The sequence below is a fragment of the Streptomyces sp. NPDC031670 genome (genome assembly GCF_055580545.1).
In genome coordinates, this window is record NZ_JBVILC010000005.1 from 235,390 (window position 1) to 260,592 (window position 25,203).

A 25,203-nucleotide genomic window follows, 5' to 3' on the forward strand; every position below is an offset into this window, starting at 1 on the left:
CTAACCGTCCTGTCTGTTTCCGGCTGCGCGATTGCACGGCCTGCATTCGAGCTGGACATCGGTGTTGTAGTTGTCCAGGACTTCTTCACGCGTGACGTTCGGAGGGAACTTGCGGTTGCTCCACGACTCCGGGAAGTGCCCGCCGTCCCACATGCGGGGTCCACCGTTCGGGTCGTACGGATCGTCGTAGACCACACCCTCGCAGCTGGGGCCACCGCGGGAGCAGACTCTACCCTGCGACCCGTGCGGCCCCGGTGCGACCTCGGCGTCGTCCCACATCTGCCGCACCGTGGGGGTACGGAACGAGGGCCGGCTGGTGACGTGCCCGGCCTCGTTGGTCCCCCGCAGCATGCCGTCGGGGTGCACCTGACCGGGCTGGATGCGGTCCGGGTTGGCCGCGAACCGTCCGCCGTGCCGCCACTGGCCGTTCCCGTCGGGCGCCGGTCCGCCGGTCGGGCAGACGTCGTCGGCGTTGTGGACCAGGACCTGGGAGTCGCCCGCCGCCACGAAGTACGTGTGCAGGCCGTCGACGCTCAGGTCATAGGTGATCCGCGCGGCCCGGTAGGACCGGATGTCGAGGATCGGCGTCCGCCCGCCGTCCGCACCCTGAAGGGCATGCTGCTTCTTCAGGTCGGCCGCCTGCGTCCAGGCGTTCGTCGTGGCGTCGTAGAACTGGTGGTGGGCGGTGGTCTGGATCGTCTTGGGACCGGACTTCGAGCCCACGACGACGTCGACGTAGTCGCGGTCGGTCTTGGTGACGATGACCGCCTTGACCCGGTGTCTCTCCTTCTTGTCCTTGCCCGGCTCGGCGGTCAGTACGTAGTCACCGACCCGGATCTGCGAGATGGCCTTGGTGGCGGTGGTCGACACCAGCACCGGGGTGTTGCGGGTGAAGCTGTGCGGGGTGCACCCCTTGCGGCCGTACTTGCTGAGCGCGGCGCCGAAGATGCCGCCGAGCGCGGCACCCGCCACCGTCGCCTTGGCAGCGCCACTGGCGCTGCAGCCCTCCTGGCTGCTGGAGCAGGAGACGCCGTAGGTGGCGGCGCTCTCCGCGGCACCACTGGCCGCGCCTGTCACCGCACCCCGGGTCACGGCGCTGACCGCCGTGCTCAGGGCCCGTCCGGCGACCGCACCCGCGCCCATACCGATCAGTCCGGTGGCCGCGCCGACCGCGGCGGCGCCGAGGAAACCGCTCAGGGTGTGCGGCCCGTCACTCATCGCGTAGCCGAGTGAGTTGATCAGAGCACCCGCGCCGACCGCGCAGGCCACCGCACCGACACCTGCCGTCGCCGCCGTACAGACGACGGCGGCCGCGATGCCCGCCACGATGGGGACGATGGTCGCCGCGTGCTGCTTCACATAGTTGGCGGTGGCCTTCGCGGCCTTCTTGACCGCTCTGCCGACCTTCTTGGCCGCCTTGACCACCTTGTGGGCGACGCTCTTGACCACCTTGGCCGCGTGCTTCACCGCGCGCTTGACGGTCCTGACGACCTTGTGGACGTACTTCTTGACCCGCTTGTACGTCCGCTTGACGTATCTCTTGACCTTCTTGACGGCATCGTGCACGTAGTGCACGGCCTTGCGGACCGCGTGCTTGACCCGCTTGACCGCCTTCTTGACCGCGTGCTTGATCTTCTTCGCGGCCTTCTTGACGGCCTTGGCGACGTGCTTGACGGCCTTCTTCGTCTTGTGCCAAGCGGACTTGGCGACGTGCTTGACCTTCTTCTTGAACTTCTTCCAGGCGCCGCCGAGGCTCCAGTGACCGGTGGGGTCGGTCATGGTCATCGGGTTGGCGTTGGCGTAGGCGAACTTGTTGGCGTCGATCGAGGCCGGCAGGCCGTCCACGTCCGCCGTGTCCCGGCTGTTGAACTGGCCGGTCTGCGGCGAGTACCAGCGAGCGGCCATGTTGACCTTGGCCGTCTCGGGGTCGGTCCAACCCGACTGGTAGCCGAGCTGTCCCAGCATGGTGGCGGTCTGGTTGACCTTGCCGAACGGCGAATAGGTGGTCGACCCGGACAGCGCCTCGCCGCCCGCCGTGAACTGCGCGATGACATCGCTGTGGACATCGGTCATCGCCAGCACGGAACTGGTGCCCGACTTGATGCCGAGCAGCCCGCCGTCGGCGTTGCGGCTGTAGGTCGACGAGCCGTCGGAGGCCACGTCGTTGCCCAGGCCGCTGTACTGGAAGGTGAACAGCGGACCGGTCCCGGGGTCACTGGCGGTGAGCACCCGGTCCAGACCGTCGTACGCGTATGTACGGTCGCCCTCGTTGATCACCCGGTTGAACGCGTCCGCCTTGATGACGCTGACCTTGTTGCCGTCGTCCGTCATCGAGCTCATGGTGCCGCGGGCGGTGTACGCGTACGCGTTGTGCCCGTCGGAGGTGAGCTGGTTGCGGGCGTCGTAGGTGTAGGTGTCGCCGCCCACGCGCGTCCGGTTGCCGGAGGCGTCGTAGCCGTAGCTCTCCGTCGTCGTCCCGTTGTTCCAGGACGACAGGCGGTTCGCCCAGTCGTAGGTGTACGTGTTGGCGGAGGCGCCCGCGACCCCGGTCGTCGTCTTCGACGTCTCGTTGCCGTTCTCGTCGTACCCGTAGTTCACCGAGGCCAGCGTCTTGCCGGTCGGGGAGGTGAGGGTGTCCGACGTGAGCTGCTCCAGGGCGTCGTAGCCGAAGGCGCGCTTGGACTTGCCGGTGCCGTAGTCGATCGACTTGACGTTGCTGTTGACGTCGTAGCCGTAGGTCAGCGTCGAGCCGGTGGCGCCGTCGTTGACCGTGGACAGCCGTCCCGCGGTGTCATAGCCGTAGGTGGAGGTACCGGACGCGTCGGTGCGCGTGGTCATCCTGCCGTCGCCGTTGTAGGCGAAGGAGGAGGAACCCGACGCGCCGCTCGTCGACAGGAGCTGGCCCCGGTCGTCGTAGCTGAACGTGTCCTTGCCGGTGTCGGCGTCGGTGCCGGTCACCGAGACGATCCGGTCGTCGGCGTCATAGCCGTAGGTGTGGTCGGCCGTGGCCGCCTCGGCACCGGTACCGGTCTGCCTGGTCAGTCGTCCCTTCGCGTCGTAGTCGTCGACGACCTTCACACCACCGGGCGAACGCTCCTCCTTCACCCGCCCGTTGGCGTCGTAGGTCGTGGTGAAGGTGCGGTCGGCCGCGTTGGGATAGGCGGGCGTGGCCGGCTCGATCGTCGACTCCGGGCTGCCCCACGAGTTGTACGTCGTGAGGAAGGCGTTGTTGCGGCCGTCGGTGAACCGCGTCCTGTTGCCCGCCACGTCGTACCCGAAGGTCGCGGTGATCGACTCGGTCGCGGAAACCGGCTGCACAGCCTTGGTGATCATTCCGGTGGCGTCCACCGTGAAGTTGGTGGTGTGCCCGCGGAAGTCGGTCACCGAGGACTGCCGGCCCATCCGGTCGTACGTCGAGCTGGTGGTCCGCAGCACCTTGCCGGTCGCGTCCAGATCGCTCATCGAGACCAGCTGACCGAACCCGTCATACGTGTTCTTCGTGCTCGTCCCGTCCGGATCCGTGGACGTCAGCATCTGCCCGTCCTGGTCGTACGTGTACCGCGTGGTGTTACCGGCCCCGTCCGTGCTGGACGTGATCTCGCCCAACGCGTTGTAGCCGTAGGACTGGCTCACCCCGGCCGGGCTGACGGTCCTGGACAGCTGCTGCCCCGGCGCGTCGTAGTAGTTGATCGCCGTGAACGCCCGCTGGGTCGGCTGGCGGACGATGTCCGTGCTGGTGACCTCGCGGCCCAGGTAGTCGAAGGTCGACTCCTGGCGGGCGCCGTTGGGGCGCGTCGCCGAGAGCTGGTCGCCGTTGGTGTCGTAGGTATAGCGCGTGGTATCGCCGCCCGGCTCCTTCACCGAGGCCACGTCGCCCAGCTGGGTGTAGGTGTACTCGGTGCGGTTGCCCAGCGGGTCGACCTCCGCGGAGACCTGGCCGAGGTGGTTGTACTCGTTCCAGGACACCGCCTTGATCGGCGCCGAGGCGCCCGGCGGGGTGTAGTCGGGCAGCGTCGTGGACGCCTCCTGGCCCTCCCCGTCGTAGGCCGTCACCGTGACGTTGCCGAGCGGGTCCGAGGACTCCGTCTGCTCGCCGAAGGTGTTGTAGCCGGTGAGCGAGACCGGGCGGACCGACGCCGGGGTGCCGCCGTTCTGCTCGGCGTTCACGGCCGGCTCGGTGACGCTGGTCTGCTGGCCCGACTCGTCGTAGCCGTAGTCGGTGACAGCGCCGTTGGCGTCCGTCATCGACACCGGCATGCCGCGCTGGTCCAGCTTCCAGCTGGTGGTGCGCACCGAGCTGCCCGCCGCCGGGAGGGTCTTGCCGTACACCGCGGAGACCTGCGTCGCCGTCAGTGCCTCGCCGTAGACCTGGACGTCCGCGAGGGAGCCCTTGTGGTACTCGCCCTGCGTACCGGCCGACATACGGCGGCCGATCTGGAGCGGGCCGGTGGCCTCCCAGGAGCCGCTGTAGGGGGTGGTCGCCTTCAGTGCGCCGTTGACGTAGAGACGGATCTCGCCCGCCGCCGCGTCGTAGACACCCGTCAGGTGCGTCCAGGTGTTGGCCGTCACCGCCGCCGTGCCGGAGGTGGCACGGGCCAGTGTCGGGGCCGCCACGTCACCGGAGGTCCGGTTGAACGACCAGCCGTACGCCGTCGAGTAGTACAGCTGGAAGCCGTGGTCGGCGGTGCCGTCCTGGGAGACGAAGGTGTGGTTGGCGGTGGTGTCGGCCAGCTTCACCCAGGTGGAGACGGTGAAGCCGCCGTTGGTGTTGACCGCCGGGCCGGTGGCCTGGCCGTAGGCGTTCGCCGTGCCGTCGAAGACCGCGCTGCCGCCCTGCTCGGTGGAGCGGGTGACTCCGCTGCCCAGCGTCACCTTGTTGTTGCCGCCCGAGGAGTCGGCCGCGAGCGTGCCGCTGGTCTCGTTCAGCTTCCAGCGGCCGACCGGTGCGGTCGTGCCGTCGTGGACGGTGTTGCCGGTGACGTTGCCGAGCGCGTCGTAGCGCGTGTCGGTGGTGCTGGTGTCGCCGGTCGGGTCGTAGTCCGTCTCGGACACGACGTTGTCGTCCGGGTCGTAGGAGACCTTGTTGGTCCGGGCGAGGCCGCCCGGGTCCATCGTGGTCGAGGTGGTGCGGTCGGCGGCGTCCACCGTGAAGGAGGTGGTCGTGGTGCCGTCGTTGGTGACCTGCTTGGTCAGGTTCCCGGCCGCGTCATAGGTGTTCGCCTGCTCGGTGAACGCCTTGTTGTTCTGCGGGTCCCTGCGCACCACGGACGCGCACAGGCCGTCGTCGGTGTAGGTGTACTCGGTCACCCAGCCCATCGCGTCGGTGATCGACGCGAGCCGGCCCGCCGGGTCGTACGCCCGCGACTCCTGCACCAGCTTCGTCGGCGAGGACGGGCTGTTGGGGTCGCCGGTGTAGTTGAGCAGGCTGGTGGTGAGGGGACGGCCCTCGGCGTCGAAGGTGTACTCGTTGACGTTCCCGGCCGGGTCCGTCTCCTTCACCTTGTTGCCGTAGACGTCGTACTCGAACGCCGTGGTGTCGCCGCCCGGGTCCGTCCGGGTCGCGACCCGGTTGTAGGCGTCGTACGTCAGCGACGTGGTGCGCGCGGTGTCACCGCCGCTCGCGTCCGCGACCGTCTGCGACTGGACGTTGCCGTCCGGGTCGTACACGGTCGTCGACTTCGCCTGGTGCACCGCGCCGGTGACCCGGTTGGTGACCTTGGGGCTGATCTCCGAGACGACCTGGTCGTCCTTGTCGTACGCCAGCGTGGTCGTCAGACCCGCCGGGTAGGAGTCGGAGACCTCGGTCTTGGTGATCTGGCGGCCCAGGTTGTCGTACGTGTACTTCACCGAGGCGCCGTTGGCGTCGGTGACCTGCGCCAGGTCGCCGTTCTTGAAGTACGTGTACGAGGTGGTACGGCCACCGGGGGTGCGCACCGAGGCGACCAGGCCCGCCGGGGCGTAGTTGGTGCCGCCCTCGGCCGCGACCGTGGTCGCGGTGGTGTACACCGTGGACGCGGTCCGGCCCGCGGGCGAGCCCGGCACCGGCGGAGTGGTCACCGAGGTGACGTTTCCGGCCGTGTCATAGGCGTAGCTGGTGAGGTAGGTGTTGTCGGTGGGCCCGGAGGAACGGCCGTCTCGCTCGGTGAGCATCAGGTCGTTGCGCGCGTCCATCGCCGGGAAGAGCGTGGTCGCGTCCGGGTAGTACGTGTAGTACTCGGTGGCGCACTGGTTGGCGGCCGTGTTCTGGCAGGTGGTCGTGGAGACCGTGTTGCCGCGCACGTCGTGGCCGGTCACCGAGCGGTTGCCGTTGGCGTCCGTCACCGTGTGCAGGAAGCCCGAGGTGTCGTAGCCGTAGGTGGTCCGGTTGCCGTTGGTGTCGACCGCCGCGAGCAGGCGGTTGCCCAGCTCCGCGTCGTACACGTAGGTGAGCGTCTTGTCGGTCGGGTCGGTCAGCTTGACCGTGCGGACCGGGGCGGTGCCCGAGGAGGACTTGGCCGCCGCGTAGTGGCGCGCCGCCTCGTCCTCGCTCAGCGGGGCGTCGTAGAAGGCGACCTCGGCGATCGAGCCGTCGAAGTGGCCCACGTCGGAGGCCGAGCTGATCCAGCCCTTGGTGAAGCCCGCGCCGATGAAGGTGCGGGTGGTCGTCTGGTCGGCGGCGGCGCCGGTGTAGTCGGCCTGCTTCTCCCCGTCCAGGTAGAGCGTCTGGGTGGTGCCGGAGGCGGAGAGGACCGCGTGGTGCCAGGCGTTGTCGGTGACCGTCGCCTTGGAGCCGAAGTCGGTCGTACCGCTGCCGGAGGCGCTCCACCAGTGACCGCGCAGCTTGCCGTCCGCGCCCACGTACATCAGCGGCGAGTAGGACCCGCCGACGCCCGCCGGGTCGTTCGGGGTCCGGGCCTGGTCGGCGGCGATGACACCGGGCTTGGCGGTACGGAACCACAGCTCGATCGCCCGGTTGCCGGAGCGGTGCAGCGGGGCGTACGGCAGCTCGGCGAACGAGGTGGAGCCGTCGAAGTCCACCGCGGTGGCGTCGTCGGGGCCGAACGGACCCTCCGCGCCCTGGGTGACCGTGTTGTAGGTGCCGAGGCCGGTGTGGACCTCGTTGGCGGCCTGGGCCGCGCCCTGGACGTCACCGAGGCGCCAGTACCCGGACGGGGCGGCGCCCATCACCGAGGAGCGGTAGACCTGCGAGGAGCCGGTCACGGTGGCGGGGTTGAGCTTCCAGGTGCCGCCGTCGCCGTCGACGGCCTGGGAGACCGTGTCGTCGGCGGTGGAGTAGGTGACGGCGCTCTGGACCTTGCCGTTCGGCGTGGTGATCTTGTTGAGGAGTCCGGCCGGACGGGTCGCCGCCTGGTACTGCGCGGTGATGACGTCCTGGCTCAGCGGCTCCGAGTAGATCGCCGCCTCGGCGAGCTGGCCGCTGAAGTGGCCGAGCGGGTCGGTCGCGTTCATGTTCGGCCAGCCGTCGGTGTTCACACCGGCGCCGAGGGTGAGGTAGGGCTGCGCCCAGTCGTTGATGGTGCCGCTCTTGGTGCCCTGGGCGACGCCGTCGAGGTAGAGCGACATGGTGGTGGCGGCGCCGGTGAGGACGGCCTGGTGCCACTTGTTGTCGTTGACGGCGGCGGCCGAGACGATCGTGGTGTTGCAGCCGGGCGAGGAGGCGAAGCAGCCGTGCAGCTTGCCGTCGGTGCCGACGTAGACCGCCGGGGTGTTGTGGGTCGTGGTGCCCACCGGGTCGGGGTCGCTCAGCGGCTTGTCGCCGTAGTAGAAGAGGACACCGCCCGCCTGGGAGGTCTTGAACCAGAGCGAGACCGAGGCGTACGAGGGGGTCGCGCCCGGGGCGCTGGGTATCTCCACATAGCTGCTGGTGCCGTTGAACGACGCCGTGGGCTGGGTGGACCCGGCGAGCACGGCCGTGCCGCCGGTGGTCACGTTGTGGTAGATGCCGTTGTACTTGCCCTGGTTGAGGTCGACGGCGTCCTTGGCGACCGGGTCACCGGCCGCCTCGCCGAGCCGCCAGTACGCGAACGGGTCCTCGTCCAGGACCGTGGTGCGGTAGTGGTTGCCGGTGGCGTACGAGTACGTGATGCACTTGGACCAGTCGGCGGGCGGGCACACCGAGGTGAGCTTGTCACCGGTGTAGCCGTACTTCCACGTCTGCACGGTGCTGCTGTCACCTGCGGTCGAGGCGTCGGTGTAGACCGTGTCGACGTGCGCGGCGGTGGCCCCGGCCGGGGTCTGCCAGGTGAGGCCCAGCGAGCGGTTGGACGTGGTGTTCGTGATCCTGGTCAGCTGGTTGCCGGTGTAGAAGAACGTTTCACCACGGTTCGCGAAGTCCGTGATGGTCTTGATCGCGTACACCCCCGCCCGGGCCGTGGCCTGGGTGAAGCTGTAGGTGGTGAAGTCCTTGTCGACCAGCGTGTAGCCGTCGGCGACCGCCTGGAAGCGGGCGTAGCGGCCCAGCGGCGGGACGAAGGTGCCGTCGCTGTTGCGGCCGAAGGCGACCTGCTCACCACCGGGGTAGGTGATGACCACACTGGTGACCGTGCCGGAGCCGTCCTTGACCTCGGCGGCCTTCATGTCCGCGATCGTCGCCCAGCCCGCGCCGAACGCGCTGTCCTGGCGCGGGTCGAGGCTGTTGTAGGAGCGCTCGATGGAGAGCGAGGGGCCGGTGACCTCGACGTCCGCGTCGGTGTCGTCGGTGGTGTAGTTGCCGTCGCTCGGGTCGAACTCGTGGCCGTCGGTGTTCTGGGTGAGCCCCGAGGTCACCGGCGGCTGCGGCACCGCGGTGGTGAACCGGCTGTCGTAGGAGACCGAGTTGGTGCCGTCGCTGACCGTGGCGAACCAGAGGTAGTTCTTGCTCCACTTCAGCTTGCCCGCCGGGATCGCCCAGGCACCCTTGGTCAGGGTGCCGGAGCTGACCACCGGGGTCTGGCTGGTGGAGTCCGCGTCGAAGACGTCGAAGGAGTACGACAGCGGGTTCGGGCCCTTGTCGGCGTCGGTCGCGTAGACCGTCAGCTCCGGGCGGAGCGTGTTGGCCTGGTAGTTGGCCGGCGGGTACTGGGAGTTGACCTGCGGGGCCACATTGGCGGTGTAGGTCAGGTCCAGCGCCGGGCGGAAGCCCGCGGTGGTGGAGTTGTCCGAGTGGAACTTCTTCCAGTGCAGCCCGTCACTGGTGATCGCGGTCATCGCGAGGCCGTAGTTGGCACCGCCGCCCGCGACCGTGTTGAACCAGCTCGTGTTGAGCGGGACGGGCATCTTCACGCCGACGCTCGTGGAGCCGGAGGAGTTGGAGCAGGACGCGCCGGGCGCCGGCGTCGCCGAGCCGATGGCCGCGCCGTAGGTCGGGCCGGGGTAGCTGGTCACGCCCGACGGCGTCCAGGACTGGGTCACCGGGTGGACGTTGAACGGCTCGGCGGTGCAGGTCGCCGACCAGATCGCGTACACGTTCAGGGTCGCCGCGGTGACCTTCTGGCCGGCCAGCGTGGTGCCGAGCGAGGAGAACTGCAGGAACGAGTTGGCCTTGTTGGTGCCCGCGTCGTAGGACCCCACCTTGATCATGTTCTCGGTGGAGTGGTCCCCGGAGATCGTGTTCTGGGTGTAGGTCGAGTTGCTCGCCGTCACCGTCGGGTCGACGGTGACCGGGAAGACCCGCTTCGGGTCGTCGAGCCAGGTCCGGTCGGCGGTCATCCGCAGCGCGGGGGCGCCGTCCAGGGTGGTGAGCTCATAGCTGACCGCGCGCGACTGGGCGGCGTCGCCCGAGCGCGGGTCGATCCTGGAGTCCTCCATGAAGGCGTGCGGCACGGTCGCCGTCACCTTGCCGTCGGCGTCGGTGAAGACCACATCGCCGTTCTCGGCGACCTTGGGGGTGAGCCCCTTCACCTTGAGCGGGAAGACCCAGGTGTTGTCCGCCGCCCTGGAGCGCAGGACGATCCGCTCCTTGAAGCCCTCGGTCAGCGGCGACAGCTTGAGGTCGGTGTCCTTCAGGACGTCCTTGTACGTGGCGGTGGAGTCGCCGTCGACCACCGGCTCGCTCCTGGCGGCGCCGTGCAGTCCGTACGACAGCACGCGTCCGGAACCGAAGTCGACCGACGCGAGGTCGGGGGTGACCGCGTCGGGTGCGAAGGTGACGGCGAGCGAGTTGGCGTTCTCGGCCAGCCGTCCGCTCTTCTCCTCGCGCAGCGTGGTGTCGATCGGCTTCCAGCCGCCGTCGGCGCCCTTGAAGTTGGAGCGGCCGGTGTAGTGGCGCACCGTGGTGGAGCCGTCGGCGTTGGTGAAGAAGTCCGAGGTCGCCGTCGACTTCCTGGCGTCGCGCTTGCTGGTGCGCGCGTCGAAGCTCCTGGCGTCGCCGGCCGCCTTGCCGGTCTTCTTCAGCTCGGGCTTGTCCTGGGGCCGGCGGTACTCGGCGAGCTCGCCCTTGCCCTTGCCGGGCTTGTGGCCGCTGCCGCCCTTGGCGCGGGTCTGCTTGGCGGCGGCGGTGTGGCTCTTGCCCCTGGCCGTACCGCTCTGCTGGTCCGGGGTGTCGAGCGGGGACTTGTTGGCCCACTCCCACAGACCCGACAGGGACCATCTGGGCATCGACAGCCGGGGCAGCGTGGCACCGGTCGCCTCCGCCGTCTCCGTGGTGAGCATGAAGGAGAAAGCCAGCAGGACCAGAAGGGCGATCCTTCTGGTCCTGCGGCGCCCGGTACTACCGGGTGGGAACAAAAGACGGGACGTTCGAGCCCATCGAGCACGCATTGAGGCAGCCTTTACTTACGCGAGGCTTACAGAAGACAAAGCCCCGTGATCGTGCCTCACGCTTTTGGAAGGGTTGCTTCCACCCCTTGATCCTTTAGCATTTCTTTGCCATGTCCATGCGGGTCGGATGCATAAATTCCGGGCTATCCGGGTGTATTGACGCCCCGCTCGACAGCGCGGGCCACATCGGCGCGCACCGAGTCGCCCGGCTTCACGGCCGTCACGTTGGCCGCCGCGGCCTGCCCGCCGACCACCACGAACCGCACCTTGGACTGCGTCTTCGCCGCCGCCTCGGCCGCCGCGACCGGGGCCTTGCCGACCGCCACGATCACCTCGCAGGAGCGCTGGACGAGGCCGTTGACGAACGGGGTGGCGTTGGCCTGCGTCTGCTCGCCCGTCACGGGTACGAAGTTGACCCGGGCGCGCGTGGCCTTCGAGGCCTCCTGCATCCCGGCCCAGACCGGCGCGCCCTCGGTGCCCTCGGTGACACCCTTGTCCCCGGTCAGCAGACAGGCGTCGACGTTCCTGTACTGCCGGGCCCGCGGATCGGGCGGCCCCGGCTTGTCGTCCTTGTCCAGCACCGAGAACAGGACCGCGCCGACGGCGACGGCCGCCGCGACGCCCGCGGCCGTCCACACCCGGCGCCGGTGCGCCCGGGCCAGAGCGGTCAGACGCGCGAACCGCAGCCGGTAGCGCGCGTACCTGCTCTGCTTGTCCTGCTCCTGACGGGCGGCCTTCGCCGCCTGGGCCTGACGTACCTGCTTGACCTGCTTCACGCGCTCTTGCCGTTCTCGTTCGGGGACTGCCGGGCCGCCGGCCACGCCCACCAGGCGTGCGCGCCCGCCCCGGCCGTGGACTGCCCGATGAGCAGCACGTCGGCCGCGAACCGTATGCCGTGCGTGGTGTCCGGGGTGGTCGCGAGCTGGACCACCCAGGCCACCCACACCGCACCGAAGACCGCGAAGGCGGTCCAGTCCGCGCGCCGGCGCCGCCGCACGGCGATGACCAGCGACGGCACCGGGCAGAGCAGCCCCAGGGTGGCGAAGGGGAGCAGCGCGAGGCCCGCGCGCGCCACCCAGGTCCCATACGGATGTATGGGACGAGGTGCGGCATTCTGGGCAGGGTTCACAATCGGACCTCGCAGTTCCGTACGGGGGCATGGCAGCGGCCGACGTACGGTACAACCCCGTCGCCCTCAGCGCATCAGCACCCCCGCCCCCTCCCCCGTCGCCTCGGTCGGCAGCGCGACCAGTCCGAGATCGGCGCCGTCGGCGAGCAGGCGGTGGGCCGGCAGGACCCGGACGGTGTAGCCGTACGGCCCGGTGCGGTCCAGGGCGAGCGGGCCCTCGTACACCCAGCGCCCCTCCAGGTCGGGGCCGCCCGCTGGCTTCAGGGCGACCGTACGGGCCTCCGCGAGCGTGTCGGCGGCGTCCACCCGTCCGGCGACCGCCTGCACCTCCACGTCGTCCGGCTGGAGCCCGCCGAGGCCGACGCGCACCCGCAGGGCGAGCGTGGAGCCGAGCTCGGCGTGGCCGTTCACGGCCGTCGCGGAGACCGCCTCCACATGGTCGACGGCCACCTGTGGCCAGACCGCCCGCACCCGGGCCTTCCAGTCGGCCAGCTCCCGGGCGGTGTCCGGCTCCAGCGCGCGGTGGGCGTGGGCGGCGGGCGCGTACAGCCGCTCCACGTACTCCCGCACCATCCGCCCCGCCAGCACCTTGGGCCCGAGCGAGGACAGGGTCTCGCGGACCATCTCGATCCAGCGGCCCGGCAGCCCGTCCGCGCCCCGGTCGTAGAAGCGCGGCGCCACCCGCTCCTCGATCAGGTCGTACAGCGCGGTCGCCTCCAGCTCGTCCCTGCGGTCCTCGTCGGTGGCCGAGCCGTCGGCGGTGGGGATGGCCCAGCCGAAGTCCGGCGCGAACCACTCGTCCCACCAGCCGTCCAGGACCGAGAGGTTCAGACACCCGTTGAGCGCCGCCTTCATCCCGCTGGTGCCGCACGCCTCCAGGGGCCGCAGCGGATTGTTGAGCCACACGTCGCAGCCCGGGTAGAGCTTCTTGGCCATCGCCATCCCGTAGTCGGGCAGGAAGACGATGCGGTGGCGCACCCGGGGGTCGTCGGCGAACCGCACCAGCTCCTGGACCAGCCGCTTGCCGCTGTCGTCGGCCGGGTGCGCCTTGCCCGCCACCACGATCTGCACCGGGCGGCTCGGGTGGAGCAGCAGCTCCATCAGCCGGTCCCGGTCGCGGAGCATCAGGGTGAGCCGCTTGTAGGAGGGGACGCGGCGGGCGAAGCCGATGGTCAGGACGTCGGGGTCGAGCACCCCGTCCACCCAGCCCAGCTCGGCGGTCCCGGCCCCCCGGGAGCGCCAGGACGCGTACAGCCGCTCGCGCACCTCCACGACGAGCTGCTCGCGCAGCTCGCGCCTGAGCTCCCAGATCTCCGCGCCGGGGATCTCGGCGACCGCGTCCCAGCGCGGCGAGCCGCCCACGGTCAGCGCGTCCTCGGCGCGCCCGGCGCCGATCTGCCGGGCGCCGAGCCGGAACACCTCCGGCGCCACCCAGGTGGGCGCGTGCACCCCGTTGGTGACGGAGGTGATCGGCACCTCCGAGGGGTCGAAGCCGGGCCACAGACCGGCGAACATCTTCCGGCTGACCTCCCCGTGCAGGGTGGAGACGCCGTTGGCGCGCTGGGCCAGCCGCAGCCCCATCACGGCCATGTTGAAGAGGTTGGGCTCACCGCCCGGATAGGTCTCCAGGCCGAGCTGGAGGATCCGGGAGACGTCGACGCCCGGCAGTTCGCCGTCGTCGCCGAGGTGGTGGGCGACCAGCTCGCGGTCGAAGCGGTCGATGCCGGCCGGGACCGGGGTGTGGGTGGTGAAGACGGTCCCGGCGCGCACCGACTCCAGGGCCGCGTCGAACTCCAGCCCCTCTCCGGCGAGTTCACGGATCCGCTCCAGGCCGAGGAAGCCCGCGTGGCCCTCGTTGGTGTGGAAGACCTCGGGCGCCCGGTGCCCGGTGATCCGGCAGTACGCGCGCACCGCCCGCACCCCGCCGATGCCGAGCAGCATCTCCTGGAGGAGCCGGTGCTCGCTGCCGCCCCCGTACAGCCGGTCGGTGACCTCGCGTTCGCCGGGGCCGTTCTCCTCCACGTCGGAGTCGAGCATCAGCAGCGGGACCCGGCCGACCTGGGCGATCCAGACCACCGCGTGCAGGGCGCGACCGCCGGGCAGCCGCAGCGCGATCCGGGCGGGCTCGCCGCCGGGTTCGCGCAGCAGGGCCAGCGGCAGTTCGTTGGGGTCGAGGACGGGATAGTGCTCCTGCTGCCAGCCGTCGCGCGAGAGGGACTGGCGGAAGTAGCCGTGCCGGTAGAGGAGGCCGACCCCGATCAGCGGTACGCCGAGGTCGCTGGCGGACTTCAGATGGTCGCCGGCGAGGATGCCGAGCCCGCCGGAGTACTGCGGCAGGGCGGCGGTGATCCCGAACTCCGGCGAGAAGTAGGCGACGGCCCGCGGCAGCCCGTCGGGCTGCTCCTGGTACCACCGCCGCCCGCCCAGGTAGTCGGCGAGGTCGTCGGCGCAGGCGGTCAGGGAACGGACGAAGCGGCGGTCCTCGGCCAGCGCGGCGAGCCGCGCGGCGGAGACCGAGCCCAGCAGGCGCACGGGGTCCTCTCCGGCCGCCCGCCATCCCTCGGGGTCGACGGACCGGAACAGTTCTCTGGTCTCGGGATGCCAGGACCAGCGCAGATTGCGGGCCAGCTCGCTCAGGGGCCGCAGGGGCTCGGGGAGGACGGGGCGGACGGTGAACCGACGGATTGCCTTCACGTGTTCCACCTTCGCAGGGGATGTACGTAACGGGAGGGGCGTACAGCTCTGTTCGACTCTCCTTCACCCCCGACGGTAGTGGGAGGGCGCCCCGCACTACCACGGCGCACGGAGGCGACCGCCCCCCGCGCGCGCTCTCGGCGGGCTCCACGGGGGCCGGCCGTGGTGCGGGGCACGGGCCCCGGTCCGCGCGCGCCGGGTGTGGGCGCCCCCTCGGCGGGAACACGGAACCCATGGCGTACCGGACCGGTTCGGGCACGTCGATGGCCGCCCCGCACGGGCCGCCACCGCGGGACCACCCGTGCCGGGCCGGGCCCGGCAGCGTCCGCGGCGGGCGGACGGCCGGCCGGGCGCCAACTGAACTTGTGGGTAGGCAAATTCTGGCCCGGTCCCGCCGAAAGACGGGGCCGTCTCCTTGTCCGGACCGTTACGCCCCGGTAGATAACGAACCACCGGAATGCCCACTCGTCCCGCGTGGAAGGCTCCACCGGTAGGACGCCGTCCGTGCAACCGCTGACCGCCACCCGAGTGAACGCGGACAGGAGCGGCCATGCCCGCAGCCCGTCAAACGTCGACGGAGCAGTTACAAAGAGCAGACCCCGCCACGCCCCGTACCCACCAGCCACCAGGTGAGCCCGTGAATCTGCCCATCGGCCGTATCCCCGTCCTGGACGTCCGCCCCGCCGTCGACTGCGGCCGAAGGCCGGCGAAGGCGGTGGCCGGCGAGACCTTCATGGTCACCGCCACCGTCTTCCGAGAAGGCCATGACGCGGTCGCCGCCAACGTGGTCCTGCGCGACCCGCGCGGGCGGCCCGGCCCCTGGACGCCGATGCGCGAGCTCGAACCCGGTACCGACCGCTGGGGGGCCGAGGTCACTCCGACGGCCGAAGGGCACTGGTCGTATACGGTCGAGGCGTGGAGCGACCCGGTGGCCACCTGGCGCCGGCACGCCTCGATCAAGATCCCCGCGGGTCTGGACACCGAGCTGGTCCTGGCGGAGGGCGCGGCGCTGTACGAGCGGGCGGCGCGCGGGGTGCCCAAGACCAAGGGGCGCGAGGCGGTGCTGGCCGCCCTGGACGCGCTGCGCGACGGCGACCGCCCGGCCCCCGCCCGGCTCGCCGCGGCCCTGACCCCCGAGGCGGACGCCGCGCTGGCCCGCTATCCGCTGCGTGAACTGGTCACCGCCAGCGAGCCGTTGCCGCTGCTCGTGGAGCGCGAGCGGGCGCTGTACGGGTCGTGGTACGAGTTGTTCCCGCGCTCCGAGGGCGCCGTCGTCGAGGCCGGGAGGCCCCCGGTGAGCGGCACCTTCCGGACCGCCGCCGAGCGGCTGCCCGCGGTCGCCGCGATGGGCTTCGACGTGGTCTACCTCCCGCCCGTGCACCCCATCGGCACCACGTTCCGCAAGGGCCCCAACAACAGCCTCTCGGCCGCACCCGGCGACGTGGGGGTGCCCTGGGCGATCGGCTCGCCGGACGGCGGCCATGACGCGATCCACCCCGACCTCGGCACCCTCGAAGACTTCGACGACTTCGTGCGCACGGCGCGCGACCTGCGGATGGAGGTCGCCCTCGACTTCGCGCTCCAGTGCTCGCCGGACCACCCCTGGGTGGACAAGCACCCGGAGTGGTTCCACCACCGGGCCGACGGCACCATCGCGTACGCCGAGAACCCGCCCAAGAAGTACCAGGACATCTTCCCGCTGGCCTTCGACCGGGACATGGCGGGCCTGGTCGCGGAGACCGTGCGGATCCTGCGGTTCTGGATGGACCACGGGGTACGGATCTTCCGCGTCGACAATCCGCACACCAAGCCGGTGGTCTTCTGGGAACGGGTGCTGGCGGAGGTCAACGGCAGCGACCCGGACGTGGTCTTCCTCGCCGAGGCGTTCACCCGGCCCGCGATGATGCACACCCTGGCCCGGATCGGCTTCCAGCAGTCCTACACGTACTTCACCTGGCGCAACACCAAGCAGGAGCTGACCGAGTACCTGACCGAGCTCACCGGCGAGAGCGCCGCGTACATGCGGCCCAACTTCTTCGTGAACACGCCGGACATCCTGCACGCCTACCTCCAGCACGGCGGGCGCCCCGCCTTCGAGGTGCGCGCGGTGCTCGCCGCGACGCTCTCGCCCAGCTGGGGTGTGTACGCGGGCTACGAGCTGTGCGAGAACACCGCGCTGCACGCCGGCAGCGAGGAGTACCTGAACTCGGAGAAGTACGAGCTGCGGCCCCGCGACTGGGAGGCGGCCGAGCGCGAGGGCCGTTCGCTGGCCCCGCTGCTGACCACGCTCAACCGGATCCGCCGGCGCCACCCCGCACTGCGGCAGCTGCGCTCGCTGCGCTTCCACCGCACCGACAACGACGCGGTGCTCGCGTACAGCAAGCGCTCGGGGTCGAACACCGTTCTGGTGGTCGCCAACCTCGACCCCCACCACACCCAGGAGGCCACGGTCTCGTTGGACATGCCGGAACTCGGCCTCTCATGGCACGAGTCCGTCCCGGTGCGCGACGAGCTCACCGGTGAGACCTACCACTGGGGCAGGGCCAACTACGTGCGTCTGGAGCCGGGCCGTGCGCCCGCGCACGTCCTGGTCCTGCGACCGTCCCCGCCGATCGGAGGGTCACCCACACCATGATCGTCAACGAGCCCGTCCACGACACCTTCGAGGACACTCCCGCCAAGGACCGCGATCCCGAATGGTTCAAGCGGGCCGTCTTCTACGAGGTGCTGGTGCGGTCCTTCCAGGACAGCAACGGCGACGGCGTAGGGGATCTCAAGGGCATCACCGCCAAACTCGACTACCTGCAGTGGCTGGGGGTCGACTGCCTCTGGCTGCCGCCCTTCTTCAAGTCCCCGCTGCGGGACGGCGGTTACGACGTGTCGGACTACACCGCGGTGCTCCCGGAGTTCGGCGACCTCGCCGACTTCGTGGAGTTCGTGGACGCCGCCCACCAGCGCGGCATGCGCGTGATCATCGACTTCGTGATGAACCACACCAGCGACCAGCACCCGTGGTTCCAGGAGTCGCGCAAGGACCCCGCGGGCCCGTACGGCGACTACTACGTCTGGGCCGACAACGACAAGCAGTACCAGGACGCCCGGATCATCTTCGTCGACACCGAGACCTCCAACTGGACCTTCGACCCCGTCCGCAAGCAGTACTACTGGCACCGCTTCTTCTCCCACCAGCCCGACCTCAACTACGAGAACCCGGCCGTCCAGGACGAGATCCTGGCCGCGCTGCGGTTCTGGCTGGACCTGGGCATCGACGGCTTCCGCCTCGACGCCGTCCCGTACCTCTACCAGGAGGAGGGCACCAACTGCGAGAACCTGCCCGCCACCCACCAGTTCCTCAAGCGGGTGCGGACGGAGATCGACGCGAGCTACCCGGACACCGTGCTGCTGGCCGAGGCCAACCAGTGGCCCGAGGACGTCGTCGACTACTTCGGTGACTACGCGGCGGGCGGCGACGAGTGCCACATGGCGTTCCACTTCCCCGTGATGCCGCGCATCTTCATGGCCGTGCGCCGCGAGAGCCGCTACCCGGTCTCCGAGGTGCTCGCCAAGACCCCGGCCATCCCCAAGACCTGCCAGTGGGGCATCTTCCTGCGCAACCACGACGAGCTGACCCTCGAAATGGTGACGGACGAAGAGCGCGACTACATGTACGCGGAGTACGCCAAGGACCCCCGGATGCGCGCCAACATCGGCATCCGGCGCCGCCTCGCCTCCCTGCTGGACAACGACCGCAACCAGATCGAGCTGTTCACCGCCCTGCTGCTCTCCCTGCCCGGCTCGCCGATCCTCTACTACGGGGACGAGATCGGCATGGGCGACAACATCTGGCTGGGCGACCGGGACGCCGTGCGCACCCCCATGCAGTGGACGCCCGACCGCAACGCGGGCTTCTCGTCCTGCGACCCGGGGCGCCTCTTCCTCCCCACGATCATGGACCCCGTCTACGGCTACCAGGTCACCAACGTCGAGGCGGCCATGGCCTCGCCCTCCTCGCTGCTGCACTGGACCCGCCGGATGATCGAGATCCGCAAGCAGAACCCCGCCTTCGGTCTCGGTTCGTACACCGAACTCCCCTCCTCCAACCCCGCGGTCCTCGCGTTCCTGCGGGAGCACAACGACGACCTCGTGCTGTGCGTGAACAACTTCTCGCGGTTCGCCCAGCCCACCGAGCTCGATCTGCGGGCCTTCGCCGGCTGCCATCCGGTGGAGCTGATCGGCGGGGTGCGCTTCCCCGCCATCGGCCAGTGGCCCTATCTGCTCACCCTCGCGGGGCACGGCTTCTACTGGTTCCGGCTGCGCAAGGACAGCGTCGTGATCGCCTGAACCCGCCCGGCTGAGGAGTGCTTTCGGGCGGCCCCGGACGGGCCGGTTTCCCCCGTCCCGCCCGGGGCACTCTCCTCAGCAACGCTCCGGACCGCTTTCAGTGGCACACCGGAGGCTCCGCGCGCCGCCGGACAGCCAATGCCGCAATCCGGGACACTCTGCGCACATCCTGCTGTGAGCCCGGGGAAAGGACGCGCTGCCATGCCCAAGGCCGCACCCACCCTGACTCCTGTCGCGCTGCTGCCCTCGCTGGCGCCCCTGCTGCACGAATGGCTCCCCAGACAGCGCTGGTTCGCCGGCAAGGGCCGCCCGGTCACCGGCTTCCAGCTGGTCTCGGTCACCGAGCTGCTGCCCGGCTGTCTGCATCTGCTCGTCCGCGCCGAGCAGCCCGGCACCGCCCCCGAGCCGCCCGACGTCTACCAGCTGCTGCTCGGCGCCCGGCAGGTGCTGCCGCCGCCGCTCGCCCCCGCGCTCGTCGGCCACGCCACCGACGGACCGCTGACCGGTCTGACCGTCTACGACGCCCTCCAGGACCCGCAGGTCGCCGCGCTCCTGCTGGAACGGCTGCGCACCCCGGGCCGGCTCGGTCCGCTGCACTTCGGCTGCGACGCGGACATCCCCGTCCCGGCCGGGCTCACCCCCCGCCTCCTCGCCGCCGAGCAGTCCAACTCCTCGCTGGTGTACGGAGATACGTTCATCCTCAAGGTATTCCGTCGTATCCACTTCGGGGTCAACCCCGACCTGGAACTCCCGCTGGTCCTGGCCCGGCACGGGTGCGCCCGGGTGCCCGCCCCGGCCGCCTGGATCCGCACCGAACGGCCCGAGAACGCCACGCTCGCCGTGCTCCAGCCCTATCTGCGCGACTCGCGGGACGGCTGGCAGCTGGCGCTGCGCGCGCTCGCCGACGGGCGCGACTTCACCCGGGAGGCCCACGCGCTCGGCCGGGCCACCGCCGAGGTCCACACCGCGCTCGCCGACGCCCTGCCGGTGGTCACCCTCGGCCGCGCCCAGACCGGGCTGCTCGCCGCCGCGATGCACGAGCGCCTGGAGGCCGCGGCGCGGGCGGTGCCGGCGCTGCTGCCGCATGTGCCGGGGCTGCGCGCCGCGTTCGACGCGGTGACCCGGGTGTCCGGGTCCCGGCCCGCCCAGCGCGTCCACGGCGATCTGCACCTGGGCCAGACCCTGCGCACCGGTGACGGCGAGTGGGCGGTCATCGACTTCGAGGGCGAGCCGGCCCGCCCGCTGGCCGAGCGGCGCCGACCGCAGCCGCCCGTCCGCGACGTCGCCGGAATGCTGCGCTCCTTCGACTACGCCGCCCGCACCCAGCAGCCCTGGCGCCCCGAGTGGGCCGAGGCCTGCCGGGACGCGTACTGCTCGGGCTATGCGGCGGCGGCCGGCACCGACCCGCGCGACGAGCCCGAGCTGCTGCGCGCGTACGAGACCGACAAGGCGGTGTACGAGGTGCTGTACGAGGCCCGGCACCGCCCCGACTGGCTCGCCGTCCCGATGGCGGCGGTCCGCCGACTGGCCCAGCACTGACCCCGACCCCGCACCATCCCCGAGGAGGCCGTACCCGTGACCGCCCGCCCGAAGAAATCCGACCCCGCCCGGTCCGGCCGCCCGCCCGCGTCGAAGCCACCGAAGGCAACGAAGGAAACGAAGACACCGAGGCCACCGAGGCCACCGAAGACACAGCAGCCGGCGAAGGCCTCGAAAGCACCGAAGGCAACGAAGGCGCCTGAGGCACCTGAGACACCTGAGGCCTCGGCACCGGACGCGCCGCCGAAGCCGAAGCGCGGCGGGAGCCAGGGCGTCCGGGCCGCGCGACCGCTCGCCGCCGAGGACCGGGCCCGGCTGCTCGCCGGGGCGCACCACGACCCGCACGCGCTGCTCGGCGCCCACCGGGTGCGCGGCGGTGTGGCGTTCCGGGTACTGCGCCCGTACGCGCAGGCCGTGACCGTCCTGGCCGACGGGGTCCGCGCCGAGCTCCGCGACGAGGGCGACGGCCTCTTCGGCGGGGTGCTGCCGCTGCGCGAGGTCCCCGCGTACTCGCTGCTCGTCACCTACGACGACAACGAGCTGGAGGCCGAGGACCCGTACCGCTTCCTGCCCGCGCTCGGCGAGCTCGATCTGCATCTGATCGGCGAGGGCCGCCACGAGGAGCTGTGGACGGCGCTGGGCGCCCGCCCGATGGTCCACCAGGGTGTGGCGGGCACCCGGTTCACCGTCTGGGCCCCCAACGCCCTCGGGGTCCGTGTCACCGGCGACTTCTGCTACTGGGACGGCACCGCGTACCCGATGCGCTCGCTCGGCTCGACCGGGGTGTGGGAGCTGTTCCTGCCGGGCGTCGGCGACGGCGCGCTCTACAAGTTCGACATCACCCGCCCCGACGGCTCGCACACCCTGCGGGCCGACCCTATGGCCCGGCGCACCGAGGTGCCGCCCGCGACCGCCTCCATCGTGACCGAGTCGCACCACGTGTGGCAGGACGACCTGTGGATGGCGGCCCGGGGCGACCGGCCGGTCCACGAGTCGCCCTTCTCCGTCTACGAGGTCCACCTGCCGTCCTGGCGACCCCGGCTGACCTACCGCCAGCTCGCCGAACAGCTCCCCGCCTACGTACGCGACCTGGGCTTCACCCACGTCGAGTTCCTCCCCGTGGCCGAGCACCCCTTCGGCGGCTCCTGGGGCTACCAGGTGACCGGCTTCTACGCCCCCACCGCCCGGATGGGCACCCCGGACGACTTCCGCCATCTGGTGGACGCGCTGCACCGGGCCGGGATCGGGGTGATCGTCGACTGGGTGCCCGCGCACTTCCCGAAGGACGACTGGGCGCTGGCCTCCTTCGACGGGCGCACGCTCTACGAGCACGAGGACCCCTCCCGCTCCGAGCACCCCGACTGGGGCACCCTGGAGTTCGACTACGGCCGCAAGGAGGTCCGCAACTTCCTGGTGGCCAACGCCACGTACTGGTGCGAGGAGTTCCACGTCGACGGGCTGCGGGTGGACGCGGTCGCCTCGATGCTCTACCTGGACTACTCGCGCGAGGCGGGCGAGTGGTCGCCCAACGAGCACGGCGGCCGGGAGAACCTGGACGCGGTGGCCTTCCTCCAGGAGATGAACGCCACCGTCTACCGCCGCTGCCCGGGTGTGATCACCATCGCCGAGGAGTCCACGGCGTGGGACGGCGTCACCCGCGCCACCCACCACGTGGGTCCCGGCGGCTTCGGCGGGCTGGGCTTCGGGCTGAAGTGGAACATGGGCTGGATGCACGACTCACTGGGCTACGCGGCCCACGAGCCGGTCCACCGCAAGTACCACCACAACGAGATGACCTTCTCGATGGTCTACGCGTACAGCGAGAACTACGTGCTGCCGATCTCCCACGACGAGGTCGTGCACGGCAAGCGCTCACTGGTCTCCAAGATGCCCGGCGACTGGTGGCAGCGGCGCGCCACCCACCGCGCCTATCTGGGCTTCATGTGGGCGCACCCGGGCAAGCAACTCCTGTTCATGGGGCAGGAGTTCGCCCAGGGCGCGGAGTGGTCGGAGACCACCGGGCCCGACTGGTGGCTGCTCGACCCGTCGTACTCGGCCGAGCCCGACCACCGGGGCGTACGGGACCTGGTCCGCGACCTCAACACCGTCTACCGCGACACACCGTCGCTGTGGCAGCGCGACACCGACCCGGCCGGCTTCGCGTGGGTGGCGGGCGACGCGGCGGAGGACAACGTCTTCGCCTTCCTGCGCCACGACGCCTCCGGCGCCCCGCTGCTGGCCGTCTCCCACTTCTCGCCGGTGGTCCGCCACGACTACCGCCTGGGCGTCCCCGACACCGTCTCCGCCTGGACGGAGGTCCTCAACACCGACGCCGGGCGCTACGGCGGCGGTGACATCCGCAACGAGGACCCCCTCAAGCCGGACCCGGTGCCCAGCCACGGCCGGCCGGTCAGCATCCAGCTCACCCTGCCGCCGCTGGCGACGGTGTGGCTGCGGCCGGCCTGAGCGCGTCCGCCAGCGCCGCGGGCAGCGGCTCGGCGTGCAGCACGCCGAGCCGCTGGGTGGCCCGGGTCAGCGCCACGTACAGGTCGCTGACCCCGTACGCCGCGGGCTCCACCACCAGGACCGTGTCGAACTCCAGGCCCTTGGCCTGCCGCGGGTCGAGCAGGACCACCGGCCGGGTCAGATCGGGCTCGCCCGGGGGGACGTCCGGGAGCGCGGCGTGCAGGGCCGCGTGCAGGGTGCGCGGCGCGATCACCGCGAGGCGGCCCGCCTCGGGCGTCTCCCGCCCGACCGCCTCGGCGACGGCCCCGGCGAGCGCGTGCGGCGCGGCCTCGCGCGCCCAGGGCCGCACCCCGGTGGCCCGCACCGAGCTCGGCGGCTCGAAGGAGGGGTCCACCGCGCGGCAGACCCGCGCCGCCACCTCCATGATCTCGGCGGGCGTACGGTAGTTGACCCCCAGGCGCACATGCTCCCAGCGGTCCTCCACGTACGGCTCCAGAATCCGCTGCCAGGAGCCGACGCCCGCCGCCTCGGCGGTCTGGGCCGGGTCCCCGACCAGGGTGAGCGAGCGGGTCGGGCAGCGGCGCATCAGCAGCCGCCAGGCCATCGCGGACAGCTCCTGCGCCTCGTCCACGATGATGTGGCCGAAGGCCCAGGTGCGGTCGGCGGCGGCCCGTTCGGCGGCGCTGCGGTGGTCGGCCTCCTCGTGGCGCTCGGCGAACCGCTCGGCGTCGATGATGTCGTGCGCGGCGAGCACCTCGGACTCCTCGTCCTCGAACTCGAAGCTCTCCGAACCCGCGGAGAGGTCGAGGACGCCCTGCGCGTACGCGATCCGGTCCTGGCGTTCGGCCTCGGCGGCGGCGCGGGCCGCGGAGTCGTCCTCGCCGAGGAGTTCGGCGGCCTCGTCGAGCAGCGGCACGTCGGCCACCGTCCAGGCGCCGCCCTCGCGCCGGATCAGCTCGGCGTCGCCCTCGTCCAGGTGGACGGGGTCGGCCAGGAAATCCGCGACGAACCGCTCGGGGGTCAGCGCGGGCCAGAAGGTGTCGATGGCGGCGTGGACCTCGTGGCTGGTGGCGATCTCCTTGCCGAGCTGGGCGAGGTCGTCGGGGCCGAGGAGGTTCTCGCCGCCGAAGGGGTCGGCGCCGATCCGCTCGGCGAGCTGCGCGGTGAGCGCGTCGATGATGTGGAAGGCGAAGTAGGGGCGGGCCAGGTTGTGCGGCAGCCCGGACTCGCGGGCCCTCCAGCGGGCGTCCTCGGCCATGGCCCGGTCCAGGCTGAGCGTCCCGTACCCCTCGTGGTCGATCTCGGCGGCGGTGTGCGGCACGGTCTGGCGGTCGCGTACGGCCTTGGCGAGGACCTCCGCCATCCCGGCGCGGCCCTTGACCTCGGCGGCGGCCGGGGTGTCGGTCCCCTCCGCCCGGACGCCCGGGAAGAGCTCGCCCACGGTGGAGAGCAGCACCCCGGTCTCGCCGAGCGCGGGCAGCACCTCGCCGATGTACCCCAGGAAGGCGGGGTTGGGGCCGACGATCAGCACCGCGCGCCGGGCCAGCTGCTCGCGGTAGGCGTAGAGCAGATACGCCGCCCGGTGCAGGGCGACCGCCGTCTTGCCGGTGCCGGGCCCGCCCTCGACGACGAGCACGCCGTGCTGCGGGGCCCGGATGACGCGGTCCTGCTCGGCCTGGATGGTCTGCACGATGTCGTGCATCCGGCCGGTGCGGGCCGCGTCCAGCGCCGCGAGCAGTACGGCGTCCGCGTCCGCGCCCTCGTGCCCGGTGCGGGCCGCGTCGGTGAGGTCGAGGATCTCGTCGTGGAGCGCGGTGACCGTACGTCCCTGGGTGGTCAGGTGCCGGCGCCGGCGCAGTCCCATCGGGGTGTATCCGGTGGCGAGATAGAACGGGCGCGCCACATCGGCCCGCCAGTCGATCACCAGGGGCGTGCGTTCGGTGTCGTCGCGGCGGATTCCGATGCGGCCGATGTGGTGGGAGCGGCCGTCGGAGAAGTCGAGGCGGCCGAAACAGAGTCCGTTCTCACCGCCGTCGAGCGCGCTGAGCAGCCCGGACTGTTCGGCCACCAGCACATCGCGCTCCAGCCGCGCCTGGAGACCGGTCCCGACCTGCGCAAGGGCGTGCCGCACCGAGTCCTCGGCGCGGGCGCGGAGGGCTTCGAGGCGGCTGTAGAGGCCGTCGATGAATTGCTGTTCTTTCCGAATTTCCTCGGTTGACAATTCCGCTCCTGACGCGATACAGTGCTTTTCGTAAGGGCTTTACGTGTGTTCCTCACGCGAAACACACGAAGAACCC

General features: G+C 71.0%; 9 protein-coding genes. 4 read left to right on the forward strand and 5 right to left on the reverse strand.

Annotated features, from left to right (window positions below; genetic code table 11):
- From ACZ5ID_RS12600 to glgP, 4 genes are all read right to left on the reverse strand, one after another.
- Complete coding sequence (locus ACZ5ID_RS12600) at nt 1-10,629, reverse strand: LamG-like jellyroll fold domain-containing protein (RefSeq protein WP_468896663.1); 10,629 nt, start codon at nt 10,627-10,629, stop codon at nt 1-3.
- A 251-nt stretch (nt 10,630-10,880) separates the two neighbouring features.
- Entirely contained in the window at nt 10,881-11,513 is a 633-nt protein-coding gene (locus tag ACZ5ID_RS12605; protein ID WP_468896666.1) for a BMP family ABC transporter substrate-binding protein, read from the reverse strand.
- The gene (locus tag ACZ5ID_RS12610; protein ID WP_468896668.1) at nt 11,510-11,812 is read right to left on the reverse strand and encodes a hypothetical protein; all 303 of its coding nucleotides are present in this window, start codon (nt 11,810-11,812) and stop codon (nt 11,510-11,512) included. Before ACZ5ID_RS12610 ends, ACZ5ID_RS12605 begins: the two co-directional genes overlap by 4 nt.
- Nucleotides 11,813-11,932: 120 nt before the next feature.
- Entirely contained in the window at nt 11,933-14,560 is a 2,628-nt protein-coding gene (glgP, locus tag ACZ5ID_RS12615) for an alpha-glucan family phosphorylase (RefSeq protein WP_468896671.1), read from the reverse strand.
- Nucleotides 14,561-15,110: 550 nt separating this feature from the next.
- Here glgP and ACZ5ID_RS12620 point away from each other — a divergent pair.
- From ACZ5ID_RS12620 to glgB, 4 genes are all read left to right on the forward strand, one after another.
- Nucleotides 15,111-17,195 carry an alpha-1,4-glucan--maltose-1-phosphate maltosyltransferase gene (locus ACZ5ID_RS12620; RefSeq protein ID WP_468896674.1) on the forward strand — a complete coding sequence of 695 codons (2,085 nt, stop codon included), beginning with the start codon at nt 15,111-15,113 and terminating at the stop codon, nt 17,193-17,195.
- Nucleotides 17,192-18,901: a maltose alpha-D-glucosyltransferase gene (treS, locus tag ACZ5ID_RS12625; protein ID WP_406554968.1), complete on the forward strand. Its 1,710-nt coding sequence runs from the start codon at nt 17,192-17,194 to the stop codon at nt 18,899-18,901. Before ACZ5ID_RS12620 ends, treS begins: the two co-directional genes overlap by 4 nt.
- Nucleotides 18,902-19,102: 201 nt before the next feature.
- Entirely contained in the window at nt 19,103-20,440 is a 1,338-nt protein-coding gene (locus ACZ5ID_RS12630; protein WP_468896677.1) for a maltokinase N-terminal cap-like domain-containing protein, read from the forward strand.
- 36 nt (nt 20,441-20,476) lie between these two features.
- The gene (gene glgB, locus ACZ5ID_RS12635) at nt 20,477-22,906 is read left to right on the forward strand and encodes a 1,4-alpha-glucan branching enzyme (protein WP_468896680.1); all 2,430 of its coding nucleotides are present in this window, start codon (nt 20,477-20,479) and stop codon (nt 22,904-22,906) included.
- Here the strand turns inward: glgB and ACZ5ID_RS12640 are convergent.
- A complete protein-coding gene (locus ACZ5ID_RS12640) occupies nt 22,863-25,127 on the reverse strand; it encodes a HelD family protein (RefSeq protein WP_468896683.1) in 2,265 nt (754 codons plus the stop codon). The two genes, glgB and ACZ5ID_RS12640, sit on opposite strands and share 44 nt — an antisense overlap.
- Nucleotides 25,128-25,203 lie beyond the last annotated feature (76 nt).

Bases quoted from the DNA above. Each gene is read 5' to 3' on its own strand.
- treS (WP_406554968.1), top strand. From the start codon at position 17,192: ATGATCGTCAACGAGCCCGTCCACGACACCTTCGAGGACACTCCCGCC.
- ACZ5ID_RS12630 (WP_468896677.1), top strand. From the start codon at position 19,103: ATGCCCAAGGCCGCACCCACCCTGACTCCTGTCGCGCTGCTGCCCTCG.
- ACZ5ID_RS12600 (WP_468896663.1), bottom strand. From the start codon at position 10,629: ATGCTCACCACGGAGACGGCGGAGGCGACCGGTGCCACGCTGCCCCGG.
- ACZ5ID_RS12620 (WP_468896674.1), top strand. From the start codon at position 15,111: ATGCCCGCAGCCCGTCAAACGTCGACGGAGCAGTTACAAAGAGCAGAC.